24 protein-coding genes are annotated in these 21,822 nt (G+C 70.3%); 10 read left to right on the forward strand and 14 right to left on the reverse strand.

The genetic code is table 11. The features are described from left to right. Position 1: 1 nt before the first annotated feature. Complete coding sequence (locus tag ACBI99_RS39275) at positions 2-895, reverse strand: SMP-30/gluconolactonase/LRE family protein (RefSeq protein ID WP_375074786.1); 894 nt, start codon at positions 893-895, stop codon at positions 2-4. Between the two features lie 49 nt (positions 896-944). Between ACBI99_RS39275 and ACBI99_RS39280 the strand changes: the two genes are divergently transcribed. The 5 genes from ACBI99_RS39280 (at position 945) to ACBI99_RS39300 (ending at position 4,256) form a co-directional block, all read left to right on the forward strand. Beyond that, positions 945-1,382, forward strand: a complete 438-nt coding sequence (locus ACBI99_RS39280; protein ID WP_357592579.1) for an Lrp/AsnC family transcriptional regulator — start codon at positions 945-947, stop codon at positions 1,380-1,382. 9 nt (positions 1,383-1,391) lie between these two features. Further along, positions 1,392-2,111: a metallophosphoesterase gene (locus tag ACBI99_RS39285; protein WP_219508162.1), complete on the forward strand. Its 720-nt coding sequence runs from the start codon at positions 1,392-1,394 to the stop codon at positions 2,109-2,111. Between the two features lie 10 nt (positions 2,112-2,121). Beyond that, positions 2,122-2,601, forward strand: a complete 480-nt coding sequence (gene soxR / locus ACBI99_RS39290) for a redox-sensitive transcriptional activator SoxR (protein WP_219508161.1) — start codon at positions 2,122-2,124, stop codon at positions 2,599-2,601. Positions 2,602-2,716: 115 nt separating this feature from the next. Beyond that, complete coding sequence (locus ACBI99_RS39295; RefSeq protein WP_219508160.1) at positions 2,717-3,220, forward strand: SigE family RNA polymerase sigma factor; 504 nt, start codon at positions 2,717-2,719, stop codon at positions 3,218-3,220. A 4-nt stretch (positions 3,221-3,224) separates the two neighbouring features. Further along, a complete protein-coding gene (locus tag ACBI99_RS39300) occupies positions 3,225-4,256 on the forward strand; it encodes a hypothetical protein (RefSeq protein ID WP_375074787.1) in 1,032 nt (343 codons plus the stop codon). 13 nt (positions 4,257-4,269) lie between these two features. On the opposite strand, the gene dnaB is transcribed toward ACBI99_RS39300, so the two are convergent. Next, entirely contained in the window at positions 4,270-6,474 is a 2,205-nt protein-coding gene (gene dnaB / locus ACBI99_RS39305) for a replicative DNA helicase (protein ID WP_375074788.1), read from the reverse strand. A gap of 281 nt (positions 6,475-6,755) precedes the next feature. On the opposite strand from dnaB, the gene ACBI99_RS39310 reads away from it, so the two are divergent. Both ACBI99_RS39310 and ACBI99_RS39315 read left to right on the forward strand, forming a co-directional pair. Continuing rightward, positions 6,756-8,057: an MATE family efflux transporter gene (locus ACBI99_RS39310; protein ID WP_219508157.1), complete on the forward strand. Its 1,302-nt coding sequence runs from the start codon at positions 6,756-6,758 to the stop codon at positions 8,055-8,057. Positions 8,058-8,124: 67 nt separating this feature from the next. Continuing rightward, positions 8,125-9,606 carry an APC family permease gene (locus ACBI99_RS39315; RefSeq protein ID WP_246645505.1) on the forward strand — a complete coding sequence of 494 codons (1,482 nt, stop codon included), beginning with the start codon at positions 8,125-8,127 and terminating at the stop codon, positions 9,604-9,606. On the opposite strand, the gene ACBI99_RS39320 is transcribed toward ACBI99_RS39315, so the two are convergent. The 7 genes from ACBI99_RS39320 to rpsF all read right to left on the reverse strand — a co-directional run bounded on the left by ACBI99_RS39320 (position 9,603) and on the right by rpsF (position 13,897). Next, positions 9,603-10,346 (reverse strand): amino acid ABC transporter ATP-binding protein, encoded by a 744-nt coding sequence (locus ACBI99_RS39320; protein ID WP_219508155.1) that lies wholly within the window; start codon positions 10,344-10,346, stop codon positions 9,603-9,605. The two genes, ACBI99_RS39315 and ACBI99_RS39320, sit on opposite strands and share 4 nt — an antisense overlap. Then, on the reverse strand, positions 10,343-11,227 hold the full coding sequence (locus ACBI99_RS39325; RefSeq protein ID WP_375074789.1) for an amino acid ABC transporter permease: 885 nt from the start codon (positions 11,225-11,227) through the stop codon (positions 10,343-10,345). The genes ACBI99_RS39320 and ACBI99_RS39325 overlap by 4 nt, the downstream gene beginning before the upstream one ends. After that, complete coding sequence (locus ACBI99_RS39330) at positions 11,188-12,054, reverse strand: ABC transporter substrate-binding protein (RefSeq protein ID WP_375074790.1); 867 nt, start codon at positions 12,052-12,054, stop codon at positions 11,188-11,190. The genes ACBI99_RS39325 and ACBI99_RS39330 overlap by 40 nt, the downstream gene beginning before the upstream one ends. 147 nt (positions 12,055-12,201) lie before the next feature. After that, positions 12,202-12,648, reverse strand: a complete 447-nt coding sequence (gene rplI / locus ACBI99_RS39335) for a 50S ribosomal protein L9 (protein WP_219519971.1) — start codon at positions 12,646-12,648, stop codon at positions 12,202-12,204. Between the two features lie 14 nt (positions 12,649-12,662). Beyond that, positions 12,663-12,899, reverse strand: a complete 237-nt coding sequence (gene rpsR / locus ACBI99_RS39340) for a 30S ribosomal protein S18 (RefSeq protein WP_020543048.1) — start codon at positions 12,897-12,899, stop codon at positions 12,663-12,665. Positions 12,900-12,961: 62 nt separating this feature from the next. Then, positions 12,962-13,528: a single-stranded DNA-binding protein gene (locus ACBI99_RS39345; protein WP_219519973.1), complete on the reverse strand. Its 567-nt coding sequence runs from the start codon at positions 13,526-13,528 to the stop codon at positions 12,962-12,964. A 78-nt stretch (positions 13,529-13,606) separates the two neighbouring features. Then, positions 13,607-13,897 carry a 30S ribosomal protein S6 gene (gene rpsF / locus ACBI99_RS39350; protein ID WP_026214314.1) on the reverse strand — a complete coding sequence of 97 codons (291 nt, stop codon included), beginning with the start codon at positions 13,895-13,897 and terminating at the stop codon, positions 13,607-13,609. A 187-nt stretch (positions 13,898-14,084) separates the two neighbouring features. Between rpsF and ACBI99_RS39355 the strand changes: the two genes are divergently transcribed. Beyond that, complete coding sequence (locus ACBI99_RS39355) at positions 14,085-14,396, forward strand: hypothetical protein (RefSeq protein WP_219519976.1); 312 nt, start codon at positions 14,085-14,087, stop codon at positions 14,394-14,396. Between the two features lie 45 nt (positions 14,397-14,441). On the opposite strand, the gene ACBI99_RS39360 is transcribed toward ACBI99_RS39355, so the two are convergent. After that, positions 14,442-14,621, reverse strand: coding sequence for a hypothetical protein (locus ACBI99_RS39360; RefSeq protein ID WP_219519978.1), 180 nt, complete (start codon positions 14,619-14,621; stop codon positions 14,442-14,444). A 76-nt stretch (positions 14,622-14,697) separates the two neighbouring features. Here ACBI99_RS39360 and ACBI99_RS39365 point away from each other — a divergent pair, with 76 nt between their 5' ends. Continuing rightward, entirely contained in the window at positions 14,698-15,441 is a 744-nt protein-coding gene (locus ACBI99_RS39365) for a deoxyribonuclease IV (protein ID WP_219519980.1), read from the forward strand. Between the two features lie 63 nt (positions 15,442-15,504). Here the strand turns inward: ACBI99_RS39365 and ACBI99_RS39370 are convergent, their stop codons facing one another. The 4 genes from ACBI99_RS39370 to ACBI99_RS39385 all read right to left on the reverse strand — a co-directional run bounded on the left by ACBI99_RS39370 (position 15,505) and on the right by ACBI99_RS39385 (position 21,145). Further along, positions 15,505-16,569, reverse strand: coding sequence for a mannosyltransferase family protein (locus ACBI99_RS39370; protein ID WP_375074791.1), 1,065 nt, complete (start codon positions 16,567-16,569; stop codon positions 15,505-15,507). Between the two features lie 3 nt (positions 16,570-16,572). After that, positions 16,573-17,898, reverse strand: a complete 1,326-nt coding sequence (locus tag ACBI99_RS39375; protein WP_219504409.1) for a glycosyltransferase family 87 protein — start codon at positions 17,896-17,898, stop codon at positions 16,573-16,575. Continuing rightward, positions 17,892-20,558 (reverse strand): transglycosylase domain-containing protein, encoded by a 2,667-nt coding sequence (locus ACBI99_RS39380; protein ID WP_357592567.1) that lies wholly within the window; start codon positions 20,556-20,558, stop codon positions 17,892-17,894. The genes ACBI99_RS39375 and ACBI99_RS39380 overlap by 7 nt, the downstream gene beginning before the upstream one ends. 140 nt (positions 20,559-20,698) lie before the next feature. Continuing rightward, complete coding sequence (locus ACBI99_RS39385; protein ID WP_375074792.1) at positions 20,699-21,145, reverse strand: DUF5318 family protein; 447 nt, start codon at positions 21,143-21,145, stop codon at positions 20,699-20,701. Between the two features lie 79 nt (positions 21,146-21,224). Between ACBI99_RS39385 and ACBI99_RS39390 the strand changes: the two genes are divergently transcribed. Beyond that, positions 21,225-21,809: a PadR family transcriptional regulator gene (locus ACBI99_RS39390; RefSeq protein ID WP_219504419.1), complete on the forward strand. Its 585-nt coding sequence runs from the start codon at positions 21,225-21,227 to the stop codon at positions 21,807-21,809. Positions 21,810-21,822: the final 13 nt, after the last annotated feature.

Genomic DNA, 21,822 nt, shown 5'->3' on the forward strand with positions numbered 1-21,822 from the left:
CTCAGGCCCACACCGGACGGGCGCCGGTGACGTTGAGGTAGAGCGAGTAGAGCGAGGAGGTGGCGGCGATGAACAGCCGGTTGCGCTTGAGGCCGCCGAACACCAGGTTGGCCACGTCCTCCGGCACGTGCAGCCGGCCGAGCGCGGTGCCGTCGGGCGCGTAGCAGTGCACGGCCTTGCCGGCGGCGGCCCACACCCGGCCCTGGTCGTCCAGGCGCATCCCGTCGTAACGGCCGCCGCCCTCGGCGAACACCTCGCCGCCGGCGAGCGTGCCGTCCTCACGCACGTCGAACACCCGCAGGTGGCCCCTACGGGTGTCTGCCACGTACAGCCGCGTCTCGTCCAGTGAGAAGGCCAGGCCGTTGGGCCGCTCGAAGTCGCCGGCCACGATCCGCACCTCGCCCGTGACGGGGTCCACCCGGTAGACGTGGCAGCCGTCGATCTCCTGCTCGGCCCTGACCCCCTCGTAGTCGCTGGTGATGCCGTAGTTGGGGTCGGTGAACCAGAGCGAGCCGTCGGAGCGCACCACTGCGTCGTTGGGGCTGTTGAGCCGCCTGCCCTGCCACCGCTCGGCCAGCACCGTGATCGAGCCGTCGTGCTCGGTGCGGACCACCCGGCGCTCGCCCTGACGGCACGAGACCAGCCGGCCCTCGCGGTCCAGCGTGTTGCCGTTGGTGTAGCCGGCGGGCTGACGGAACGGGCCGACCGCGCCGCTCATCTCGTCCCAGCGCAGCATCCGGTCGTTGGGGATGTCGCTCCATGCCAGGTAGCGGCCCGCCGGGACGTACACCGGGCCCTCGGCCCAGCGGGAGCCGGTGTGCAGCCGTTCGAGCCAGGAGTCGCCGCCCACGGTGGCGAACCGCTCGTCGAGCACCTCGAATTCGGTGGGGATCATGCTGAATGTCCTTCGGTCAAAGCCGGAAATTTCCTAATAGCATATGGCTATGGATGACATTGACAAGACACTGATCCGTCTCCTCCAGGATGACGCCACCCAGTCGTACGCGATCCTGGGCAGAGCGGTCGGGCTGTCGGCCGGGGCCGCGCACGAGCGCGTGCGCAAGCTGCGCGAGCGCGGCGTGATCCGGCGCACCACCATCGAGGTCGACCCCGAGGCCGTCGGCCTCGGCGTGGTCGCGTACGTGCTGGTCGACGGCGCCACGTGGATGGGCGGCAGCGCCGACCGGCTGGCCGCGATCGCCGCCGTCGAGGAGGCCCACGTGATCGCCGGTCCCGCCTCGGTGCTCCTCAAGCTCCGTACGGCGACCACCAAGGACCTCCAGGACGCGCTGCGCCGGGTGTTCGAGGTGGACGGCGTCACCAGCACGCAGTCGATCGTGGTGCTGGAGACCTTCTTCGAGCGCCCGATCCCCATCGCGTAAGGTGCACGGATGACGGTCTTCGCGCACATCAGCGACATCCACATCGGCGGCTCCGACGCGAGCGTGACGCGGGCCGAGGCCGTCATGCGCCACCTCGCCACGCTCGAGATCGACGCCGTCGTGGTCACCGGGGACGTCGCCGACCACGCGCTCGCCGAGGAGTACGAGGTGGCCGCCGGGATCCTGCGGGCCGACGTGCCGCTGGCCGTGTGTCCCGGCAACCACGACTCCGTCCCCGAGTTCGAGAAGCGGATCGGGCCCGCCGACCAGGCGATCCGGCTCGACGGGCTGACGATCGCGCTCGCCGACTCCAGCGTCCCCGGCCGCCCGTACGGGTTCCTCGCCGACGAGACGCTGGCCCGGCTCGACGCCGTCCTGTCGGAACGGCCCGGGGTCCCCGCCATGGTCGGCATGCACCACCCGCCCGTCGAGCTCGGCATCCCGTACGTGGACGAGATCCGGCTGCGGGAGCCGGAGCGGCTCGAAGAACTGCTGCGCGCCCACCCGAACGTCGTCGCGGTGCTCGCCGGCCACGCCCACACCGGCGCGACGGCCAGGTTCGCCGGGCTGCCCGTGGCCGTCGCCCCCGGCGTGGTCTCCACCTGCCTCACCCAGGTCGAGACGGACGCCGCCTTCCCCGTCACCTACGACCTGCCGCCCGGCTTCGCCCTGCACTTCTTCGACGGCGAACGGCTGGTGACCCACTTCCGCCCGGTCATCCTCAAGTAGCCTTGAGGTTGTGACCAACGTGGCATGGAACTCCAAGGAGCTGACCGTCGGCCAGCTCGCCGAGCGCAGCGGCGTCGCCGTGTCGGCCCTGCACTTCTACGAGACCAAGGGCCTGATCTCCAGCCGCCGCACCGCCGGCAACCAGCGCCGCTACACCCGCGACACCCTGCGCCGGGTCGCGTTCGTCCGGCTGTCGCAGCGGCTCGGCATCCCGCTCAAGACCATCGCCGACGCCCTCGCCGAGCTGCCCGAGGAGCGCACCCCCACCCGCGACGACTGGGCGCGGCTGTCGGCCGCCTGGCGCAGGGAGCTCGACGACCGCATCGTCCAGCTCCAGCGGCTGCGTGACGACCTCACCGACTGCATCGGCTGCGGCTGCCTGTCGCTCGACCGGTGCGCGCTCGCCAACGCCCACGACCGCCTCGGCGAGGAGGGCCCCGGCGCCCGCCGCATCGACACCCGCATCTGCCCTCCGGCCTCCTGCCGCTGACCCCCGCCCCCAGGCAACCTTTCCGCGCCCCGGCCGCTGCCCCTCTCCCCCAGGCAACCTTTCCGCGCCCCGGCCGCGTAGTACCGGTGATTGTCACTGAGGAAAGGCTCGGGGGATGGCGGATCGATCGGAGTACGACGCGTTCGTCGCGGCGGCATGGCATCGGTTGCTCCGCACCGCCTATCTGCTGACCAGGGACTGGGCCGTGGCCGAGGACCTGGTGCAGACGGCGTTGATGAAGGTCTGGGTGGTCTGGCCGCGCGTTCGCGAGGAGCATGAGGCGTACGTACGCAAGATCATCGTGAACGAGCACGTGTCATGGTGGCGGCGGCGCTGGAGACAGGCCGAGATCACCACCGGCGCGCCGCCCGACCGGGCGCAGGACTCCGACCGCATGGATCAGGCGGACGAGCGCCGGCTCGTCTGGGAGCTCCTGGGCCGGCTGCCGGCCCGCCAGCGGGCCGTGGTGGTGCTGCGCTTCTTCGAGGACATGACCGAGGTCCAGACCGCCAGGACGCTGGGCTGCAGCGTGGGGACGGTCAAGAGCCAGACGAGCAGGGCGCTGGCCAAGCTGCGCGTCGACGCATCGTTCGCGGCCGCGTACGCGAGGAAGGGGTAAGGGCGTGCCCATCGACCACAGGGACCTGTACGAGCTGCTGGAGGAGCGCAGCCGTCCGGCGCTGGACCGTCCGATCCCGTGGGAGCGGCTGCGCGCCCGCGCGCCGGCGGCGCGACGCCGCCGCGCCGCCGTCGTCGCGGTCGCGGGCGTCGTGGCGGCGTCGGTCGTGGCGTCGGTCGCGGTGGGCTGGAGCCTGCTCGGCGTACGCCCGGCGCCCGAGAAGGAGGGCACGATCACCGCCAGTGCCCCGAAGCAGCTCCCGGCCCGGTTCGAGGCGGCGGACGGGACCGTCTACCGCCGTCTCGCCACGGTCACGCTGGACGCGCCGGCCGCCAGGACGGTGTCGGCGAAGGTGCCGGTGAGCGGGAAACCGCTGGCCGTCATGGCCGACTGCCCGCCGAGCACGCCGTTCTACGTGCCCACGGTCACCGCCAAGGTGGCGGGGACGCGCCGGTGGTTCCCCCTGACGTTCGACGGCCTGCACGGCTCGTGCGAGCAGAACCGGCCGGCCGACCTCGCGCCGCTGCCCGGCGGCGCGCGTGAGGTCACGTTCACGATGACGATGGGCAAGGCCGCCAAGGACGTGCCGGGCCGGCCGGGCAGGTGGCGGTTCGGCATCTACGAGTGGACGCCGCCCGCGTCCCCGGGTCCGGCGCCGACGGAGACGCCGCCCGCGACGATCGGCGACCGGTACCGGCTCCTCACCGCGAGGACGGTCTCCTGGCCCGAGAGCCACGGCGTGACGCTCACGCTCCCGCCCACGGACCGGCCGCTCACGGTGGTCGCCTACTGCACGGGCGCGATCGCCGGCCGGGTGCACGCGGAGACCAGCGTCAACGGCCGTCCGCCCAAGGGCTCCGCCAGGTGCTGGGAGCCGCCTTCGGGCGGCACGTTCAGCGTCGGCGAGCTCGGCACGGTGCGGCCCGGCGCCGACGGCAAGGTGACCGTCCGGCTCAGGGTCTCGGCCGGCGGCGTCACCGCGTACGAGCGCCGCCCCGGCACGCTGACCCTGGCCGTCTACCAGACGACGGAGTGAGCCGCCGGGCGGCCTAGTGCTGGGCCATGTCGACGAAGCGGCTGTAGTGGCCCTGGAAGGCGACCGTCACCGTCGCCGTGGGGCCGTTACGGTGCTTGGCCACGATCAGGTCGGCCTCACCGGCGCGCGGGGACTCGCGCTCGTAGGCGTCCTCGCGGTGCAGCAGGATGACCATGTCGGCGTCCTGCTCGATCGATCCACTTTCGCGCAGGTCGCTCACCTGGGGGCGCTTGTCGGTGCGCTGCTCGGGGCCACGGTTGAGCTGGGAGATCGCGATGACCGGGACCTCCAGCTCCTTGGCCAGCAGCTTGATCGCACGGGAGATCTCCGAGACCTCGTTCTGGCGGCTCTCGGTCTTCTTCGGCGAGCTCATCAGCTGCAGGTAGTCGATGACGACGAAGCGCAGGTCGTTGCGCTGTTTGAGGCGGCGGCACTTGGCCCGGATCTCCATCATCGACATGTTGGGCGAGTCGTCGATGAACAGCGGGGCCTCGGCCACCTCGCTCATGCGGCGGGCCAGGCGGGTCCAGTCGTCGTCGCCCATCATGCCCGAGCGCATGGCGTGGAGGGCGACGCGGGCCTCGGCCGACAGCAGACGCATGGTGATCTCGTTGCGGGACATCTCCAGGGAGAAGATGACCGTGGTCATGCCGTGCTTGATGGCGGCCGAGCGGGCGAAGTCGAGGCCGAGCGTGCTGTTGTGGGTGGGCACGCAGGCGCGGCTCGCCAGGTAGAGGTGGTCGGCGTTGTCGACCTCGACGCAGCGTACGGGGCGGGTCTCGACCGGGCGGACGGCGACGATCTCGTGGGAGGGCCGGCCCGCGGCGCCGGGCTGGCGGCCGGGCAGGCGGAAGACGCGGTCGGCGGTGGCGAACCCGATCGTGTAGCGGGCGGAGGGCACGCCGGCGCGGCCCCTGATGGGCTCGGTGGTGATCGTGGCGTGGTAGCCGAGGGTCAGCGCGAGCTCGCGCACGTCGTGGGCGAGGCGCCGGTCGGTGGCGGCGAACTGGACCCACCCGGCGCTGTTGACGTGGCCGTCGGCGTCGAGCAGGCCCGCCAGCAGGTCGCGACGCTGCCGCTCGGAGCCGCGCAGGTAGGCGGCGGGGACGCGGTCGGCGGCGAGCAGGCCGAGCGCGGCCAGGCCCTTGTGCAGCTCGTCTGAGCGCAGCACCTCGGCGAGCGCCGGGTCGCTCACGCCCGCGCCGGCCCGATCGCCGAGCCAGAGGCCCAGCAGGTAGGGGTCGAGCGGGAGCTCCTGCTCGTCGAGCCGGAAGGCGGCGGGCAGCGCCACGTCGTGGCCGGGGTCGAGCTCCTCGGTGGTGCGCAGGACGCCGTCGGCGGTGCGCCACTGGTGCTGGGCGTCGGCGACGATGACCGTGCCGTCGGCGAACTCCACCTCGTGGCAGGGCCGGTCGTGCAGCACCTCGGTCGCGGCGACGACCCGGGTCGGCCTGCCGTCGGCGCCGATGAGCAGGTCGCCGACCTCGACCTGACCCATCGTGGTCCAGCCGGTCGGGGTGGGCAGCGGGGTGTCGAGGGCGAGCGCCTTGCCGATGGCCGGGCGGGCCGCGACGACGATCATCTGGCCGGGGTGCAGGCCGTTGGTGAGCTGGTCCAGGTCCTGGAAGCCGGTGGGCACGCCGACCATCTGGCCGCCGCGGCTGCCGATGGCCTCCAGCTCGTCGAGGGCGCCGGGCATGATGTCGGCCAGCGCCGCGTAGTCCTCGGAGGTGCGCCGCTCGGTGACCTTGTAGATCTCCGCCTGGGCGCGGTCGACCAGGTCGTCGACCTCTTCGTTCTGGCCGCCGTAGCCGAAGGAGACGATGCGGGTGCCGGCCTCGATGAGCCGCCGCAGGATCGCCTGCTCACGGACGATCTTCGCGTAGTAGCCGGCGTTGGCGGCGGTGGGGACGACGGCCGTCAGCGTGTGGAGGTAGGCGGCGCCGCCGACGCGGGCCATCTCGCCGCGCTTCTGCAGCTCGTCGAAGACCGTGACGGCGTCGGCGGGCTCGCCCCGGCCGTAGAGGTCGGTGATGACCTCGTAGATCATCTGGTGGGCGGGCCGGTAGAAGTCGTCGGAACGGATGATCTCGACCACGTCGGCGATCGCGTCCTTCGACAGCAGCATGCCGCCGAGGACGGACTGCTCCGCCTCGATGTTGCTCGGCGGGGTGCGCTCGAAGCCCGGCCCTGCGCCGACCTCTTCGTCAATGCTCACCGCGCCCCCTCGAGACTTGCAGGCGGTCGCACCACCCCCACTTGTAGTCGACCGGGGTGACAGTTTCGCGGCTCTGCGCCCTGACGGCAACGCGGCCTGTGGAAAACCCTGTGGTCAAGCTGTGTACGAACCGCCCCAGGGTGTGAAATGCCTGTGGACGGAGCTGGGGATAACTGTGGAAAAGATCCTTCACACCTATTCTGACCTGCGAAGACAGTATCCACCGGCTGTGGAGGAAAGAAAGTTGGCCCGACACGCGGAGTAAGGGGCATACTGTACAGATGCCCATTACCCGACAGGACCGGGAAATCCTCCGGCTTGCCGTGCCCGCGTTCGGCGCGCTGGTCGCCGAGCCGCTCTTCCTGCTCGCCGACTACGCCATCGTGGGCCACGGGCTGGGCACCCAGGCGGTCGGCGCGCTGGGCGTCGCCGGCGCCGTCCTGACGACACTCGTCAACCTGTGCGTCTTCCTCGCCTACGGCACCACCGCGTCCGTCGCGCGGCAGACCGGCGCCGGCAACCACGACCGGGCCATGCGCAGCGGCGTCGACGGCATCTGGCTCGCGCTGGCCATCGGCGCGGCGCTCATCGTCACCTGCTGGCCGCTCGCCCCGGCCATCGTCGACCTGTTCGGCGCAAGCCCCGAGCAGTCCCAGGAAGCCGTCACGTACCTGCGCATCAGCCTTTTGGGCACCCCCGGCATGCTCGTCGTGCTCGCGGGCACCGGCGTGCTGCGCGGTCTCCAGGACACCGTCACGCCGCTCGTGGTGGCCATCGGCTCGTTCGCGCTCAACGCGATCCTGAACGCCTGGTTCGTGCTCGGCCTCGGCTGGGGCATCGCCGGCTCCGCCTGGGGCACCGTGCTCGCGCAGACGCTCGGCGCCGTCGTGTACGTGACCGTCGTCGTCAAGGGCGCGCGGCGGCTGGGCACGCCGCTGCGCCCCGACCCGGCCGGGATCGGGCAGGCGGGCACCGCCGGGTTCGCCCTGCTCATCAGGACCGTCTGCCTGCGCATCGTGCTCCTGGTCGCCACCGTCATCGCCACCCGGATGGGCCAGGCCGAGCTCGCCGCGTACGCCATCGCCACACAGGTGTGGACGATGCTGGCCTTCGCGCTCGACGCCATCGCCATCGCCGGGCAGGCCATCACCGGGCGGGCGCTCGGCGCCGGCGACGTGGCCGCCACCAGGGCCGCCACCCGGCGCATGGTGGTGTGGGGCGTCTGGTCCGGCGCGGCCCTCGCGCTGGTCGTCGTCGCGGCACGGCCGCTGCTGCCCGGCCTGTTCGACGCCGATCCACAGGTCACCGCCGAACTGCTGGCCGTGCTCTGGCCTGTCGCGCTGTTCCAGCCGATCTGCGGCGTGGTGTTCGTCCTCGACGGCGTCCTCATCGGCGCGGGCGACCAGCGCTACCTCGCCTGGGCGGGCGTGTGGACGACGCTGGCGTACCTGCCTGCCGCCTTCCTCGCCGCCGGATTCGGCATCGTTGCACTTTGGTGCGCGCTCGGCCTGTGGATGATTGCACGTTTGATCACGCTGACCCTCCGGGCCTCCGGCACCGCCTGGCTGGTGACCGGGGCGTGACCGTACCGTGCTTGCTGTTGCCTGAGTGGTGATGCACTGTGGGCGAGTCACACGAGCGGGGTGTGTCTTGTCCACAATCACACGACGTCTGCCACCGGCCGAGGCCACCGGGTTACGCACCGGCGCCCGGCACAGGCTGGCCCAGGTCTACCGGACCGGCGACCTCGTCGTGCTCGGCCTCGGCGTGATGATCGGCGCCGGCATCTTCAGCATCGCCGGCCAGCAGGCCGCCACCGTGGCCGGGCCCGGCGTCATCCTCTCCTTCATGATCGCGGGCATCGCCTGCCTGCTGGCCTGCCTCTGCTACGCCGAACTGTCGTCCACCATGCCGGCCTCCGGCAGCGCCTACACGTTCACGTACGTCATCTTCGGCGAGGTGTGGGCGTGGGTCATCGGCTGCGCGCTGATCCTGGAGCTGCAGCTCGCCGCCGCCGTGGTGGCCCGCGCGTGGGGCCGGATCGCCGTCGGCGCCATCGCCAACACCGGGGTACGCGTCCCGTACCCGGAGCTGGTCGAGGACGGGCTCGTGCTGCTCATCCTGGTGCTGCTCACCGCCGTCGTCGCGATGGGCGCCCGGATCGGGCTGCGCGCCCTGTGGATCATGGTGTCGGCCAAGCTGCTGGCCATCGGCGCCGTCGTCGTCGTGGGCGTCCTCCACGTCGACCCCGCCAACTACGCCGGCTTCTACGCGGAGCCGCAGCCCGCCGCCACCCCGTCGGCGACCGTGCTGGAGCTGTTCACCGGGCAGGGGCAGGTGTTCGGCTGGTTCGGGGTGTTCGCCGCGGCGCCCGCCATCGCCTTCGCCTACATCGGCTTCGACATCGTCGCCACCGCCGCCGAGGAGACCGTCAACCCGCGCACCGTCGTGCCCAAGGGCATGATCCGCGGACTCGTCGTCGCCACCGTCATCTACATCGCCGTGGCGGCCGTCATGGTCGGCATGGTGCCGCACACCGGCATCGCCGTCGCCGCGCCCCTCACCAGCGCCTTCCAGGCCGCCGGGATCGACTGGATGGTCCACGTCATCGACGCCGGAGCCGTGCTCGGGCTGACCACGGTGATCCTCGTGCTGATCGTGGGGCAGACGCGGGTGCTGTTCTCCATGGCCCGCGACGGGCTCATCCCCCGCCGGCTCGCCGTCATCAGCCGCGCCTACCACACGCCCTCCCGCGTCACCCTCGTCATCGGCGCCACCGCGATCCTGCTGGCCGAGTTCGTGCCCGTGCTCACCATGCAGGAGCTGGTCGTGATGGGGACGCTGTTCGCGTTCCTGTTCGTCGCGGCCGGGGTGATCACCATGCGGCGCGGCATGCCGGAGCTCGAACGCGGCTTCCGGGTGCCGCTCTCCCCGCTGCTGCCCGTCCTGTCGCTGCTGGCCACCCTCTGGCTCATGGTGAACCTCAGAGTGCAGACCTGGGCGTGGTTCGCCCTGTGGATGGCCTTCGGGCTGCTCGTCTACCTCGCGTACGGCCGCCGCCACAGCCTGCTGGCAGGCGGCGAGCGGCCACCCCCGCCCCTGCCCCACGGGCGCGGCCGGCACCGGCGCTAGAGCCGCCCCGACTCCCGCACACCCTGGAGGAACGCCCGGGTGCGCTCGTGGTGCGGATCGTCGAACAACTGCTCCGGCGGCCCCTTCTCCAGCAGCACACCGCCGTCCAGGAAGCACACCGTGTCGGAGATCTCCCGGCAGAACGACATCTCGTGCGTCGTCAGCAGCATCGTCATGCCCGACTCCTTCAGCTCACGGATGATGCCGAGCACCTCCCGCACCAGCTCCGGGTCCAGCGCCGACGTCACCTCGTCCAGCAGGATCAGCTTCGGCCGCGTCGCCAGCGCCCGCACCACAGCCACCCGCTGCTGCTGCCCTCCCGAGAGCTGGTCAGGGTACGCGCCCGCCTTGTCCGCCAGCCCGAACCTGGACAGCAGGTCACGCGCCTCCTCCTCAGCCCGCTCCTTCGGCACCCCGTGCACCTGACGCGGCGCCAGCGTGATGTTCGCCAGCACCGTCATGTGCGGGAACAGGTTGTACGCCTGGAACACGATGCCGAGCTGCTTGCGCACCCCGTCGACGTCCACGCGCGGATCGGTGATCTCCTCACCGTCCAGCCGGATCACGCCGTCGTCGACCGTCTCCAGCAGGTTCGCGCAGCGCAGCAGCGTCGACTTGCCCGACCCGGACGCCCCGATCAGCGTCACCACCTCGTGCGCGTGCACCTCCAGATCGACGCCGCGCAGCACGCTGTGGTCGCCGAAGTGCTTCCACACTCCTTCGATGCTGAGCAGGCTCACGCGCCCCGCCTCCTTCGTGTCCGCTCGGCCAGATGGTCGGTGAACCGCGCCATCGGGATCGTCAGCAGGATGAACAGCAGCGCCGCCACCAGGTAGGGGGTGTAGTTGAAGTTGTCCAACGTGTGGATCTGCGCCTGCCGCAGCGCCTCCAGGGCCCCGATCGTCGCCACCAGCGCAGTGTCCTTCTGCAGCGAGATGAAGTCGTTCAGCAGCGGCGGCACGACCGTGCGGGTCGCCTGCGGCAGCACCACGAACCGCATCGCCTTGGCCTGGCTCAGGCCCAGCGACCTGGCCGCGGCCATCTGACTGGGGTGGACCGAGTCGATGCCGGCCCGGAACACCTCCGCCACGTACGCGCCGTAGGACAACGTCAGGGCGATGATGCCCAGCGTCGCGGGGTCGCTCGGGATGCCCTGCAACCGGAGCGCGGGCAGCCCGAACCCGACCAGGTAGATGACCAGCAGCGTCGGCACGCCCCTGAACACGTCCACGTAGAGCGTGGCCAGCGCGCGGATCGGGAGGAACGCCGGCGACTTGACGTTCCTGGCCAGCGCCACCAACAGGCCCACCACCAGGACCAGCGGCTCGGTGATCAGGAACATCTTGATGTTGAGCAGGAACCCCTCGGCCACGTCCGGGAGCGACTCGCGGAACCTGTCGGCGTTGAAGAACGCCGCCTGCACCCTCGTCCAGCCGGGCGCGTTGGTGACGATCGTCGCCAGCAGCACGACGAACACGAGGACCGAGGCGGTGGCGATCGAGGCGTTCCGCCGGCCCTGTGACCGGCGGATCCGCTCGCGCTCCTGCTGCCGTTCGCTCTTGACCCAGGTGGGGCCGGCGGTCACTTCAGCTCCGGCGCGCCCGCCGCCGAGCTCAGCCACTCCTGCTCGATCCTGGCCAGCTCACCCTTGGACTTGAGCGTCTCGACGGCCTTGTCGACGCACGACTTGATCGCGCTGCCCTTCTCCATGACCAGGCCGAACTCCTCGGGCGCGCCGCCCGTCGAGCTGAACTGGCCCACGATCTTGGAGCCCTCGACCTGCGCGGCCGTCACGTAGAAAGCCGTGGGCAGGTCCACCACGATGGCATCGACCTGCTCGTTCTTGAGCGCGCTGACGGCGTCGCCCTGGTCGTTGTAGACGCTGGGCTCCTTGGCCGGCTTGATGACCTCCTGCACCGCCGCCAGCGAGGTGGTGCCGACCTGGACGCCGAACTTGGCGTCCTTGAGCTCGGCCAGTGTCTTGGCCCCGGCGTACTTGCCGTCGCCCGCGGTGACGACCGCCTGCTTGACCGTGTAGTAGCCCTTGCTGAAGTCGACCGCCTGGGCGCGCTCCGGGCTGATCGACACCTGGTTGATGTCGAAGTCGAACTGCTTGGCCCCCGGGGCGAACGCCGAGTCGAACTTGACCGTGGTCCACTGCACCTCGTCCCGGTCGAAGCCGAGCTCGCCGGCCACCGCGAACGCGACCGCGCTCTCGAAGCCCTGGCCGTTGCTCGGGTCGTCGTCCTTGAACCACGGCTCGAAGGCGGGCTTGTCGGTCCCGATCGTCAGCTTGCCGGCGTTGACGAGGTTGAGCTGGTCCTTGGTGCACGCGGTGGACACCGTCGGGGCCGGGGCGGCCGTGTCGGCGGTGTTGTCGACGGGCGCACAGGCTACGGCCGCCGCCGCGAGCGCGCCGAGCGCGAGCAGCATCGAGGGACGGGCCATGGCGGAGCCTCCAGGGGGAACGCGAAGAAAAGAACGAAAAGGGATTCTACGCTGCGCGCCAACCGCCCCCACCTGCGGTCCGGCTGGCGAGACGGCGACGGCCCCCTCCCGGGAACGGGAGGGGGCCGCCGGCGAAGCGGGAGAGCGTCAGCCTGCGACGACCTCGACGTCGACCGACGCCGAGACCTCGGGGTGCAGCTTGACGGTCACCTTGTGGGAGCCGACGCTCTTGATCGGGTTGACGATCTCGATGCGGCGGCGGTCGAGCACCGGGCCACCGGCAGCCTTGACGGCGTCGGCGATGTCGCCCGTGGTGATCGAGCCGAACAGGCGGCCGGAGTCGCCCGCGCGGGTGGTGAGACGGACACGCAGGGCGCCGATCTGACCGGCGACCTCCTTGGCCGTGCCCAGGTCGCGGATCTCGCGGGCGTCACGAGCCTTCTTGATGGACTCGATCTGCCGCTCGGCGCCACGCGTCCAGCGCATGGCGTAGCCGCGGGGGATGAGGTAGTTACGGCCGTAGCCGTCCTTGACCTCGACAACGTCGCCGGGGGCGCCGAGGCCGGAGACCTCGTTCGTGAGGATGAGCTTCATTTCGACAGGCCTCCTTAGCGCGCGGTGCTCGTGTAAGGCAGCAGAGCCACCTCACGGGCGTTCTTGATCGCCGTCGCCACGTCGCGCTGGTGCTGGGTGCAGTTGCCCGTCACCCGGCGCGCACGGATCTTGCCACGGTCGGAAATGAACTTCCGCAGCAGGGCCGTGTCCTTGTAGTCGACGTAGGAGATCTTGTCGTGGCAGAACAGGCAAACCTTCTTCTTGGGCTTGCGCAGTGCCGGCTTTGCCATCGTGGTGCTCCTTTCAGAGCCCCGCCGTCAGGCGGGAATGGACTCGGGCTGGTGGACTGGGTCTAGAAAGGCGGTTCGTCGCTGAAATCGCCGCCGCCGCCGAAGCCGCCGGAGTTGCCGCCGCCCTGCTGCTGGCCGCCGCCCTGGTAACCGCCGCCGCCGCCACCGAAACCGCCGCCGCCCTGAGGCGGAGCGGGCGAGGCAGAGGCCCAGGGGTCATCGGCCGGACCGCCGCCGAAGCCGCCACCGCCGCCACCCTGACGGGAGGTGCGGTTGACCTTGGCGGTGGCGTTGCGCAGGGACGGGCCGACCTCGTCGACCTCGACCTCGTAGACGGTGCGCTTCTCGCCTTCCTTGGTCTCGTAAGACCGCTGCTTGAGCCGCCCCTGAACGATGACCCGCATGCCGCGCTGGAGGCTTTCGGCGGCGTTCTCCGCCGCCTGCCGCCACACGTTGCAGGTCAGGAAGAGGCTTTCGCCATCTTTCCACTCGTTGGTCTGACGATCCATGAACCGCGGAGTGGACGCGATGCGGAATCGAGCCACCGCTTGCCCCGTCGGGGTGAAGCGCAGCTCCGGGTCGTCGACAAGGTTGCCGACGATGGTGATTACGGTGTCGCCTGCTGCCATGGCCAGCGCTCGCCTTCCTGCACGCCTTCGCTTTGGTTACGGCCCAGAGTAGGGGGCTGCTCCGACAAAAGCCGGTGCTTAGTGCACGTCGGGACGCAGGACCTTGGTGCGCAGGATGCCCTCGTTGAGGTTCATCTGCCGGTCGAGCTCCTTGACCGTCGCGGGCTCCGCGGACAGGTCGATGACGGCGTAGATGCCTTCGGACTTCTTGTCGATGTCGTAGGCAAGACGGCGACGGCCCCAGACGTCGACCTTCTCCACGGTGCCGCCGTCGTTGCGGACCACGGTGAGGAACTGGTCGAGGGACGGCGCCACGGTGCGCTCATCGAGCGAAGGGTCCAGAATGACCATTACTTCGTAACGACGCATGCGGGACTCCAACCTCCTCTGGACTCTGCGGTCACGACACTCTGCCGTGACAGGAGGACGCTGCGCGGGCCCTGGCCGCCCCTTTCGGCGCCCGGGGGTGACGGGTCACCCATCACAACGCAGCGTCGTTCAGGTTACCAGCAGCTCGTGGATGGGAAGGCACAGATAAACAAGGGGGTGGTTCGCAATGCCACACGTCCTCCAGCCCACGCAGCGCGAACGCGTCCGGCTCACGCTCAACACCGACGGCCGCGCCCATCCGGTCGAGAACGCCTTCGCGGTCGCCACGCTCGTGTGCGGCCTCGTGGCCTTCGGCGCCACGTTCTTCCCGGGCGGCCACGTCATCGCGTCCTGGGCCGGGACGCTCGGCTTCGGCATCGGCCTCTACTCGCAGTACGTCTCGGCGACCACGCCGCAGCGCTCGCTGAACATCGTGGGCCTGGTGGCCTCGTTCGTCGGCGCCGCGCTGGGCATCGCCAGAGGCGGTTTCCTGCCGTAACTCCGCTTCCTGCCGTAAGTCCGCCCGTAAGTCCGCGCGGCGTCCTCAGCCGCCGATGTGCAGGTCGACGCCGAGCAGGATCAGGAACCACAGGAAGACCGCCAGCAGCGCCTCGGCGACGTCCCTGAGTACGGCGGGGGTGATGTAGTCGTAGACCCACGCCACGTAGATGCCGATCACGACGTAGATCAGGAATATCAGGGATCGCCAGCGCCAGCGGCTCATGCCGTGCTCCTCGGGGGTCAGGGGGTGCAAGGCGACTTCCCCTGGGCACGCCGTCCAAACGGATAGGCTCGCTGACATGGTGCGCATCGGAGCTCACGTCGGCCAGGACGACCCAGCCGCCCACGCCGCGGCCATCGGCGCCGACGTGGTGCAGTTCTTCCTCGGCAACCCGCAGGGCTACAAGAAGCCGGAGTTGCCGGACCGGCCGGTCGAGGGCGTCGACATCTTCATCCACGCCCCCTACCTGGTGAACGTGGCCTCGACCAACAACCGCATCAGGATCCCGAGCCGCAAGCTGCTGTCGCAACACCTGGAGGCGGCGGCGAGCATCGGCGCCAAGGGCCTGATCGTGCACGGCGGCCACCTCAACAAGGACGACGACCCGCAGGCGGGCTTCGACAACTGGCGCAAGGTGTTCGAGCGCCTGGAGTGCCCGATCCCGGTGCTGATCGAGAACACGGCGGGCGGCGACAACGCGATGGCGCGCAGCCTGGACCGGCTGGCCCGGCTGTGGGACGCGCTCGACGGCTTCGACGTGGGCTTCTGCCTCGACACCTGCCATGCGCACGCGGGCGGCGAGGAGCTGCCTGGCCTGGTCGACCGGGTCAAGGCGATCACCGGCCGGATCGACCTGGTGCACTGCAACGACTCGCGTGACGACTTCGGCTCGGGCGCCGACCGTCACACCAACCTCGGCAAGGGCAAGATCGACCCCGAGCTGATCCTGGAGGTGTGCCGGGCGGCCGGCGCGCCGATCGTGGTGGAGACCCCAGCCGAAGGTCAAGCCGAGGACATCGCCTTCCTGAGGAAGAATCTCTAGCGGAAACACACAGCCTGTGGATAACTTCCCTGGATTGTCGACGCGGCAAAGTGGGTAAGGGGTTCAGCCCGCCCAGGCGCCCGAGAGGAACCGGGCGGTGTTGAGCACCATGAGCGGCCCCGAGACCAGCGCGTAGGCCATGATCACCCACTGCCTCCGGGTGGCGACCTGGGCGATCGCCACCCACAGCGGAAACCACAGCAGCAGCGAGCGCGGCAGCGACAGGTAGTAGGCCGAGGTCATCAGCGCCCCGGCCTGCAGCCCCACGTAGACCGCCTCGCTCCAGCGGCGCAGCGCCAGCAGCCACACCAGCACGGCCACGGCCGCCACGGCCCCGGCGATCTCCATCCGGAAGGCCGCCGCCATGTCGCCGTCGCCCATCGCGGAGTCCCAGGTCACCGCCCACGACTCCCAGGGCCACACCAGCTCGCGCCCCCAGCCGGCCTCCTGCGCGTGCTTCCAGGCCAGCCAGTCGCCCGAGCGGGCGAAGTGGAAGGCGGAGTACGCGGCCGGCGGCAGGAACGGCACCAGCAGCCAGCCCGCCTTCCGCACCGGCTCCCGGCTCGCCGCGAACTCCACGACGAGCGCGGCGGCCAGGAACAGCCCGGTGATGCGCACGCACGACGCCCCCGCCGCCAGCAGCACGGCGGCCGGCCAGCGCCCCTGCCGCGCCGCCAGCCAGGCGGGGATCGCGAACGCCAGGAACAGCGACTCGCTGTAGCCGGCGGCCAGGAACACCGCGGGCGGGAACAGCACCAGCGCCAGCACCGCCACCCACCCGCGGGCCCCCTCGAACTCGGCCAGCCGGGCCAGCGCCACCATCGCCACCGCCCCGGCCGCCAGCGACACGATCAGCCCGGCAGCCGACCAGTCGGGCACCACCAGATGGACCGCGCGCAGCGCCAGCGGCAGCCCCGGGAAGAAGGCCGGCAGCCCCTCGTCGCGCGGCTGCCCGGGGTCGCCGTCGTAGCCGTGCTCGGCGATGGTGACGAACAGCCCGGCGTCCCACTGCCGCCACCGGTCCACGTACTCGTGCAGCGTGACGCCGAGCAGCGTCGTCACCAGCAACCCGGCACGCGTGGCGAACCAGATCAGCAGCGCGTCCCTGCCGGTGGAGCGGGTGATCATGAACTAGCCGGCAGCTCGCAACGTGAACCGGTCGGGAGCTCCGTCGAACACCCCGCCCACCTGGTCGTCCACCCCCGCCTGCCGGACCACGTCCTTGGCCGGCCGCAGGATGTCACGCACCACGAACGCCATCATGATCCCGATCGTGATGACCCGCCCCCACACGGCGGTGAAGTACGTGTCGTCCCCGATGCCGAGATCGGTCCGGCTGAGCGGCGCCTGGTTGAGCAGGTAGAGCCAGATGGCGAAGAAGTACCAGACCTCGGCCAGCTGCCACAGCACCAGCGGCCGGTAGTTGGGCCTGGCCAGCACGGCCAGCGGCACCAGCCAGAGGACGAACTGCGGCGACCACACCTTGTTCGTCATCATGAACGCGGCCAGCGCCAGGAAGCAGATCTGCGCCAGCCTCGGCCGCTGCGGCGCGGTCAGCGTCAGCACCGCGATGGCCAGGCAGCACAGCGCCAGCGACGCCATGCCGAGCACGCTCACGTCCAGGGTGCCGAGCACCGGCCAGCCCTTGCGCTGGAAGAACAGCCACGGCGATCCCCAGTCGACGCCGCGCTCCTGCGAGAAGACGTAGAAGCGCCGCCAGCCGTCCCAGGCGAGCACCATGAACGGCAGGTTGACCACCAGCCACGCCACCGCCGTCGAGGCCAGCGTGACCAGGAACGGCCGCCACCGGGCGGTGCGCAGCGTGAGCAGGAACAGCGCGCCGAGGAACATCAGCGGGTAGAACTTGGTGGCGATCGCCAGCCCGAGCAGCACCCCGGCCAGCACCTGCCGCTTGCGCGCCCAGGCCAGCAGCATGCCCATCGACAGCGCCCCGGCGACCAGGTCCCAGTTGATGTAGGCGGCCAGCACCACGGCGGGCGCGAGCGCGTACCAGAGGGCGTCCCAGCGGCGGGTGGGGCCGGCGACGGCGGCCATCAGCAGGACGCCGACCACCAGCGAGATCCCCATGAGGATGACGGTGAGGTCGTAGAACAGCACCGCCTGGCCGGTCACGTCCTGCTCGAAGCGGCGCACGAGCCAGGCGATGACCTGCATCACCTCGCCGAGCACCACCGGGTACTCGACGTGCTTCTCGGCGATGACGTCGGCGAAGTACGGGTTCTCGGTGGCGAGCTGCCGGTCGAAGTAGAGCGGGTAGATGTCGGTGTAGCAGAAGTTGGTGTAGACGGTGACCTGGTCGTTCCAGCCCCCGGAGCGGCAGGGCAGCCGCACCAGGTAGGCCAGCGTCGCCCCCAGGGCCGCGAACAGTCCCAGGGGCAGGTACGGGACGGCGCGCGCGACGAACGGCCGGCGCACCGCCGTGTCGGACTTCACCATGGGAACTGGCGGTTGCCGGGCGTCGGCCCTGGCACGGCCGCGCCGCCACCGCCGCCGTCGCCGCCGCTGTCGCCGAGGAAGCCGCCGTCCTCCTCATCCTCGGGGAACGGGTTCTCGGTCGTCTCGTTGGAGACGTCGGAGTCCTCGTCGCACGGGCTGTCGAAGCCGCAGTCCTCGCCGGGGAACTCGGCGTCCGGGTCGGGCGTGTCGCTGGGCGTCGGGGTGGGCTCCGGCTTGGGCACCAGGTCCTCGGAGATCCCGGCGTCGACCCGGGCCGGGAACTGGATGACCTCCTTGCCCTTCATGGCCTCGGTCATGAAGGTCTTCCAGATCGCCGCCGGGTAGGTCGCTCCCTGGAACGCCGCGCCGAGAGGCACCTCGAACGCCGTGCTGTACGGCTTCTGCGGCGTGTACTTCTTCTCCCGGTCGGGGTTCTTGCCCCGGAACCACGGGCAGTTGTCGTTCACCGGCTGCACGACCTTGCCGGTCTTGGTGCGGCACTCCTGGCGGAACAGGCCGACGGCGGTCGACACCTGCGGGGTGAAGCCGACGAACCAGGCTTCCTTGTTGTCGTTGTTGGTGCCGGTCTTGCCGGCCACCGGCCGGTCGTAGAGCGCGGCGTTGCCGCCGGTGCCGGACTTGACGACGGCCTGCAGCGCGGCGGTGGCGTCGGCGGCGGCCTCCGGCGTGATGACCTGGGCGAAGCTCTTCTTCTCGTTCCAGATCGTCTGCTTGTTGCGGTCCTTGACCTGGATGATCACGTGGTTGTCGTAGTGCTTGCCGGCGTTGGCGAAGATCGAGTAGCCGCCGGCCTGCTCGACGGCGGTGACCTGGCCACTGCCGATGGTGATCAGGTAGTGGTGGCGCGACTCGGCGTCCTCCAGCCGCTGCTTGCTGAGCCCGGCCTTCGAGGCGATCTCGATGACCTTGTCGAGCCCGACCTTCTCCCCCATCTTCGCGTAGGCGGTGTTGACGGAGCTGGCCGTGGCGGTGACGACGTCGACGGCCGAGGTCTTGAAGCCGTGGTCGTTGTCGATCGGGGTGGTGCCGGGCAGCTTGACCGGGCCCTTGGTCGGCACGTAGCTGCGCAGGCTGTAGCCGGCGTCGAGCCAGGCCGCGAGGACGTACGGCTTGAACGCCGAGGCCGCCTGCTTCTGCGAGAGGAAGGCGTCGTTCCAGGCGTCCTTGGTGTAGTCGTCGCCGCCGTAGAAGGCGATGATCCGGCCGTTGCGCGGGTCGACCGCGGCCATCGTGGTGCTGATCTCCTCGGGCAGGCCCTTGGTGTGCTGCCTGACCGCGTCACGGGCGGCGCGCATGAGCTTGGGGTCGAGCGAGGTGTAGATGCGGTAGCCGCCCTTCTCCACCTCCTCGCGGTCGATCTTGAGGGTGCTCTCCAGCTCGTTGAGCACCGTCTGCACCATGTAGCCCTTGAGGCCGGCGAAGATCTGCTTGGGCTTGTCCTTGATGCGCTTGGGCGACTTGGGCGACTTGGCAGGCAGGTGACCGTACGCCTTGGGGTCGAGCTTGGCCATCTGCCCGAGCGCGTAGACGTAGCGCTCCTCGGTGGGGGCGAGGTTGCCGGACTTCTCGGCGGAGTCGAAGGCGCTCGGGTTCTGGATGCGGCCCGCGAGGTAGGCGGCTTCCTCGGGGGTGAGCTGGCCGACCTTCTTGTTGAAGAACGCGTCGGCTGCGGCGCCGATGCCGTAGGCGCCCCGGCCGAAGTAGATGGTGTTGAGGTACTGCTTGAGGATGGTGTCCTTGGTCAGCACCTTGTTCAGCTTGACCGCGACGAAGATCTCCTTGACCTTGCGCTGGATCGTGACCTCCTTGGAGAGGCCGTCGTAGTAGCCGCGCGCCATCTGCTGGGTGATGGTGGACGCGCCCTGCACCTGCTGGCCGGAGACGGTGCTCCACAGCGAGCGGACCATGCCGGAGAACGAGATGCCGGAGTCCTCACGGAACGAGCTGTTCTCGGCGGCGATCACCGCGTCCTGTACGTGCCGCGGGATCTGCTCGAACTCGAGCGGGAGGCGCTTGGTGCCGAGGCGGGCCAGCTCCTTCTTGTGGACGTCGTAGATGATGCTTTCCTGGTCGAAGACGCCGTCCTGCACCTGGTCCTCTCGGGGCACCGGGGTGTTGGCGTACGCGACCGCGATCATGCCGAAGACGCCGGCGGAGAGCACCACGAAGCTGGCCACGACGAGCTTCCAGCTCGGGATGAAGCGCCGCCAGCCTGGCCTGTCGCCGCCCTTGGGCGGGCCGGGCGGCTCGGTCGGCCCGCCGGGGCCGCCGCCGCTCCTGCGCGAGCGCCTCGGGGGCGACTCGCTGATCATGGTCTCCTGGTCGGCGTGCGAGCGGGCCGGCGCCTGCTCGGAGCGCCTGCGGGACCCGGCCGCGCGGCGGCGCGGCTCCGGGGCCTCGGACGGCGAGGGCGTCCCGGGGTGCGCGGGCGCGCCGGGGTGGGGAGGCGTCACAGGCTGTGAGGGGGGCCGCAGGTCCGGCCGAGGCTGCTGCGGGCGCGGGTTCTCGCGTCCCGGCGGCTCGTTGTACGGCTGCGCGGCCATCGCCCCGGTCTGCTCGTAGGCCGCCTCGGGACGACGCGCGGGCGGCGTGGAGCCCCAGCCGGAATCGCCGGTTTGCGGCGCGGGATCCTGGGGCACGGAACGGGACGAGCCGGAACGACGGCGCCTACCAGGGCGGGCCGTCCCCTCGTTGCTGCTGTAACTCACACGTCCTCGCATCGTCGTCGGATAGCACGGCGTTTCAGGGCGTGGCTCCTCGCCGTCCTCGTCTAGATCTTCTACTGTCGTGCGGCCACGTCTGGCGGCCCGTTCCCGAGGACGAACGAGACCGTCAGGTGATTCCAGGAACAACCTTGGCAGACCTCGACCACGTACACCCGGAACTCGTCGTAATCATGGGCCATTGCGGCGAGCCCTGACGTGACCTTTGCCCGACCGGCATGGCGGCTCCGGGAGTCCCCGTAGACATAGGTCACGTTGGTGACGTTCTCCCCCTCGCACACCGGGCAGAGGCGTTCGGTCGGCTCGCCGAAGCGGCGAATTGCCCGTGCCCGGAGGAGGTTGGGCTGTGCGTCACAGAGATCGCCGGACGCGGCGCGCCCGGAACGCGGGGAGTGGACGACCGCCCGTCTGGCAAGGCCGCAATCCACCACCCTTCTCTGTGACCACATGAGCGCCAGACTACGGCTTTTTACTGATTCATCCCAACGCCTTGGTGAACTCATTGATTGCGGGCATATAGCGGAGCGACGTATCCTCGGGATGTATCGGCTCGATACATCGACGCGAGAGGGGGCGATTCCCGTGGCCGCCGGACAAGGCAGGGTGCTGGAACTCGCCGTGCTCGGGTCGCTGCACGAGACGCCGCTACACGGCTATGAGCTGCGCAAACGGCTCAACGCTCTGCTCGGGATGTTCCGCGCGTTCTCCTACGGTTCGCTCTACCCCTGCCTGCGTTCCCTGCTGGCGCAAGGACTCATCGCCGAGGAGCAGCCCGCTCCCTCGACGATCGTGGGCGGCCGGTCGAAGATCGTCTACAAGCTGACCGCGGAGGGCAAGGAACGCCTGCAGGACATGCTCACCCAGGCCGGCCCCTCGGCCTGGGAGGACGAGAGCTTCGGCGTCCATTTCGCGTTCTTCCGGCACACCGAGGCCGAAGTGCGCCTGCGCATTCTCGAAGGCCGCCGTAGCCGGCTCGAAGAGCGACTCGACAGCGTCCGCACCGCTCTGGCACGCACCCGCGAACGGCTCGACAGCTACACGCTCGAGCTGCAACGGCACGGGCTGGAGTCGGTCGAGCGGGAGGTGCGCTGGCTCAACGAGCTGATCGCAACGGAGAGACGGGCCTCCGAGAGGCCTGAGAGGGATACCACGTCAAGTGATGAGTAAGGGAGCGAGTGCG

Source organism: Nonomuraea sp. ATR24 (genome assembly GCF_041950485.1).
GTDB classification, from domain to species: Bacteria; Actinomycetota; Actinomycetes; order Streptosporangiales; family Streptosporangiaceae; genus Nonomuraea; species Nonomuraea ceibae.

What these genes read in the sequence shown, in the direction of transcription:
- ACBI99_RS39385 (WP_375074792.1), bottom strand. Translation starts at nt 21,145, where the DNA reads ATGAGTTCACCAAGGCGTTGGGATGAATCAGTAAAAAGCCGTAGTCTG.
- ACBI99_RS39370 (WP_375074791.1), bottom strand. Translation starts at nt 16,569, where the DNA reads ATGATCACCCGCTCCACCGGCAGGGACGCGCTGCTGATCTGGTTCGCC.
- ACBI99_RS39345 (WP_219519973.1), bottom strand. Translation starts at nt 13,528, where the DNA reads ATGGCAGCAGGCGACACCGTAATCACCATCGTCGGCAACCTTGTCGAC.
- rpsF (WP_026214314.1), bottom strand. Translation starts at nt 13,897, where the DNA reads ATGCGTCGTTACGAAGTAATGGTCATTCTGGACCCTTCGCTCGATGAG.
- ACBI99_RS39275 (WP_375074786.1), bottom strand. Translation starts at nt 895, where the DNA reads ATGATCCCCACCGAATTCGAGGTGCTCGACGAGCGGTTCGCCACCGTG.
- ACBI99_RS39365 (WP_219519980.1), top strand. Translation starts at nt 14,698, where the DNA reads ATGGTGCGCATCGGAGCTCACGTCGGCCAGGACGACCCAGCCGCCCAC.
- ACBI99_RS39375 (WP_219504409.1), bottom strand. Translation starts at nt 17,898, where the DNA reads ATGGTGAAGTCCGACACGGCGGTGCGCCGGCCGTTCGTCGCGCGCGCC.
- ACBI99_RS39280 (WP_357592579.1), top strand. Translation starts at nt 945, where the DNA reads ATGGATGACATTGACAAGACACTGATCCGTCTCCTCCAGGATGACGCC.
- rplI (WP_219519971.1), bottom strand. Translation starts at nt 12,648, where the DNA reads ATGAAGCTCATCCTCACGAACGAGGTCTCCGGCCTCGGCGCCCCCGGC.
- rpsR (WP_020543048.1), bottom strand. Translation starts at nt 12,899, where the DNA reads ATGGCAAAGCCGGCACTGCGCAAGCCCAAGAAGAAGGTTTGCCTGTTC.
- ACBI99_RS39330 (WP_375074790.1), bottom strand. Translation starts at nt 12,054, where the DNA reads ATGGCCCGTCCCTCGATGCTGCTCGCGCTCGGCGCGCTCGCGGCGGCG.
- ACBI99_RS39355 (WP_219519976.1), top strand. Translation starts at nt 14,085, where the DNA reads ATGCCACACGTCCTCCAGCCCACGCAGCGCGAACGCGTCCGGCTCACG.
- ACBI99_RS39285 (WP_219508162.1), top strand. Translation starts at nt 1,392, where the DNA reads ATGACGGTCTTCGCGCACATCAGCGACATCCACATCGGCGGCTCCGAC.
- ACBI99_RS39310 (WP_219508157.1), top strand. Translation starts at nt 6,756, where the DNA reads ATGCCCATTACCCGACAGGACCGGGAAATCCTCCGGCTTGCCGTGCCC.
- ACBI99_RS39295 (WP_219508160.1), top strand. Translation starts at nt 2,717, where the DNA reads ATGGCGGATCGATCGGAGTACGACGCGTTCGTCGCGGCGGCATGGCAT.
- ACBI99_RS39360 (WP_219519978.1), bottom strand. Translation starts at nt 14,621, where the DNA reads ATGAGCCGCTGGCGCTGGCGATCCCTGATATTCCTGATCTACGTCGTG.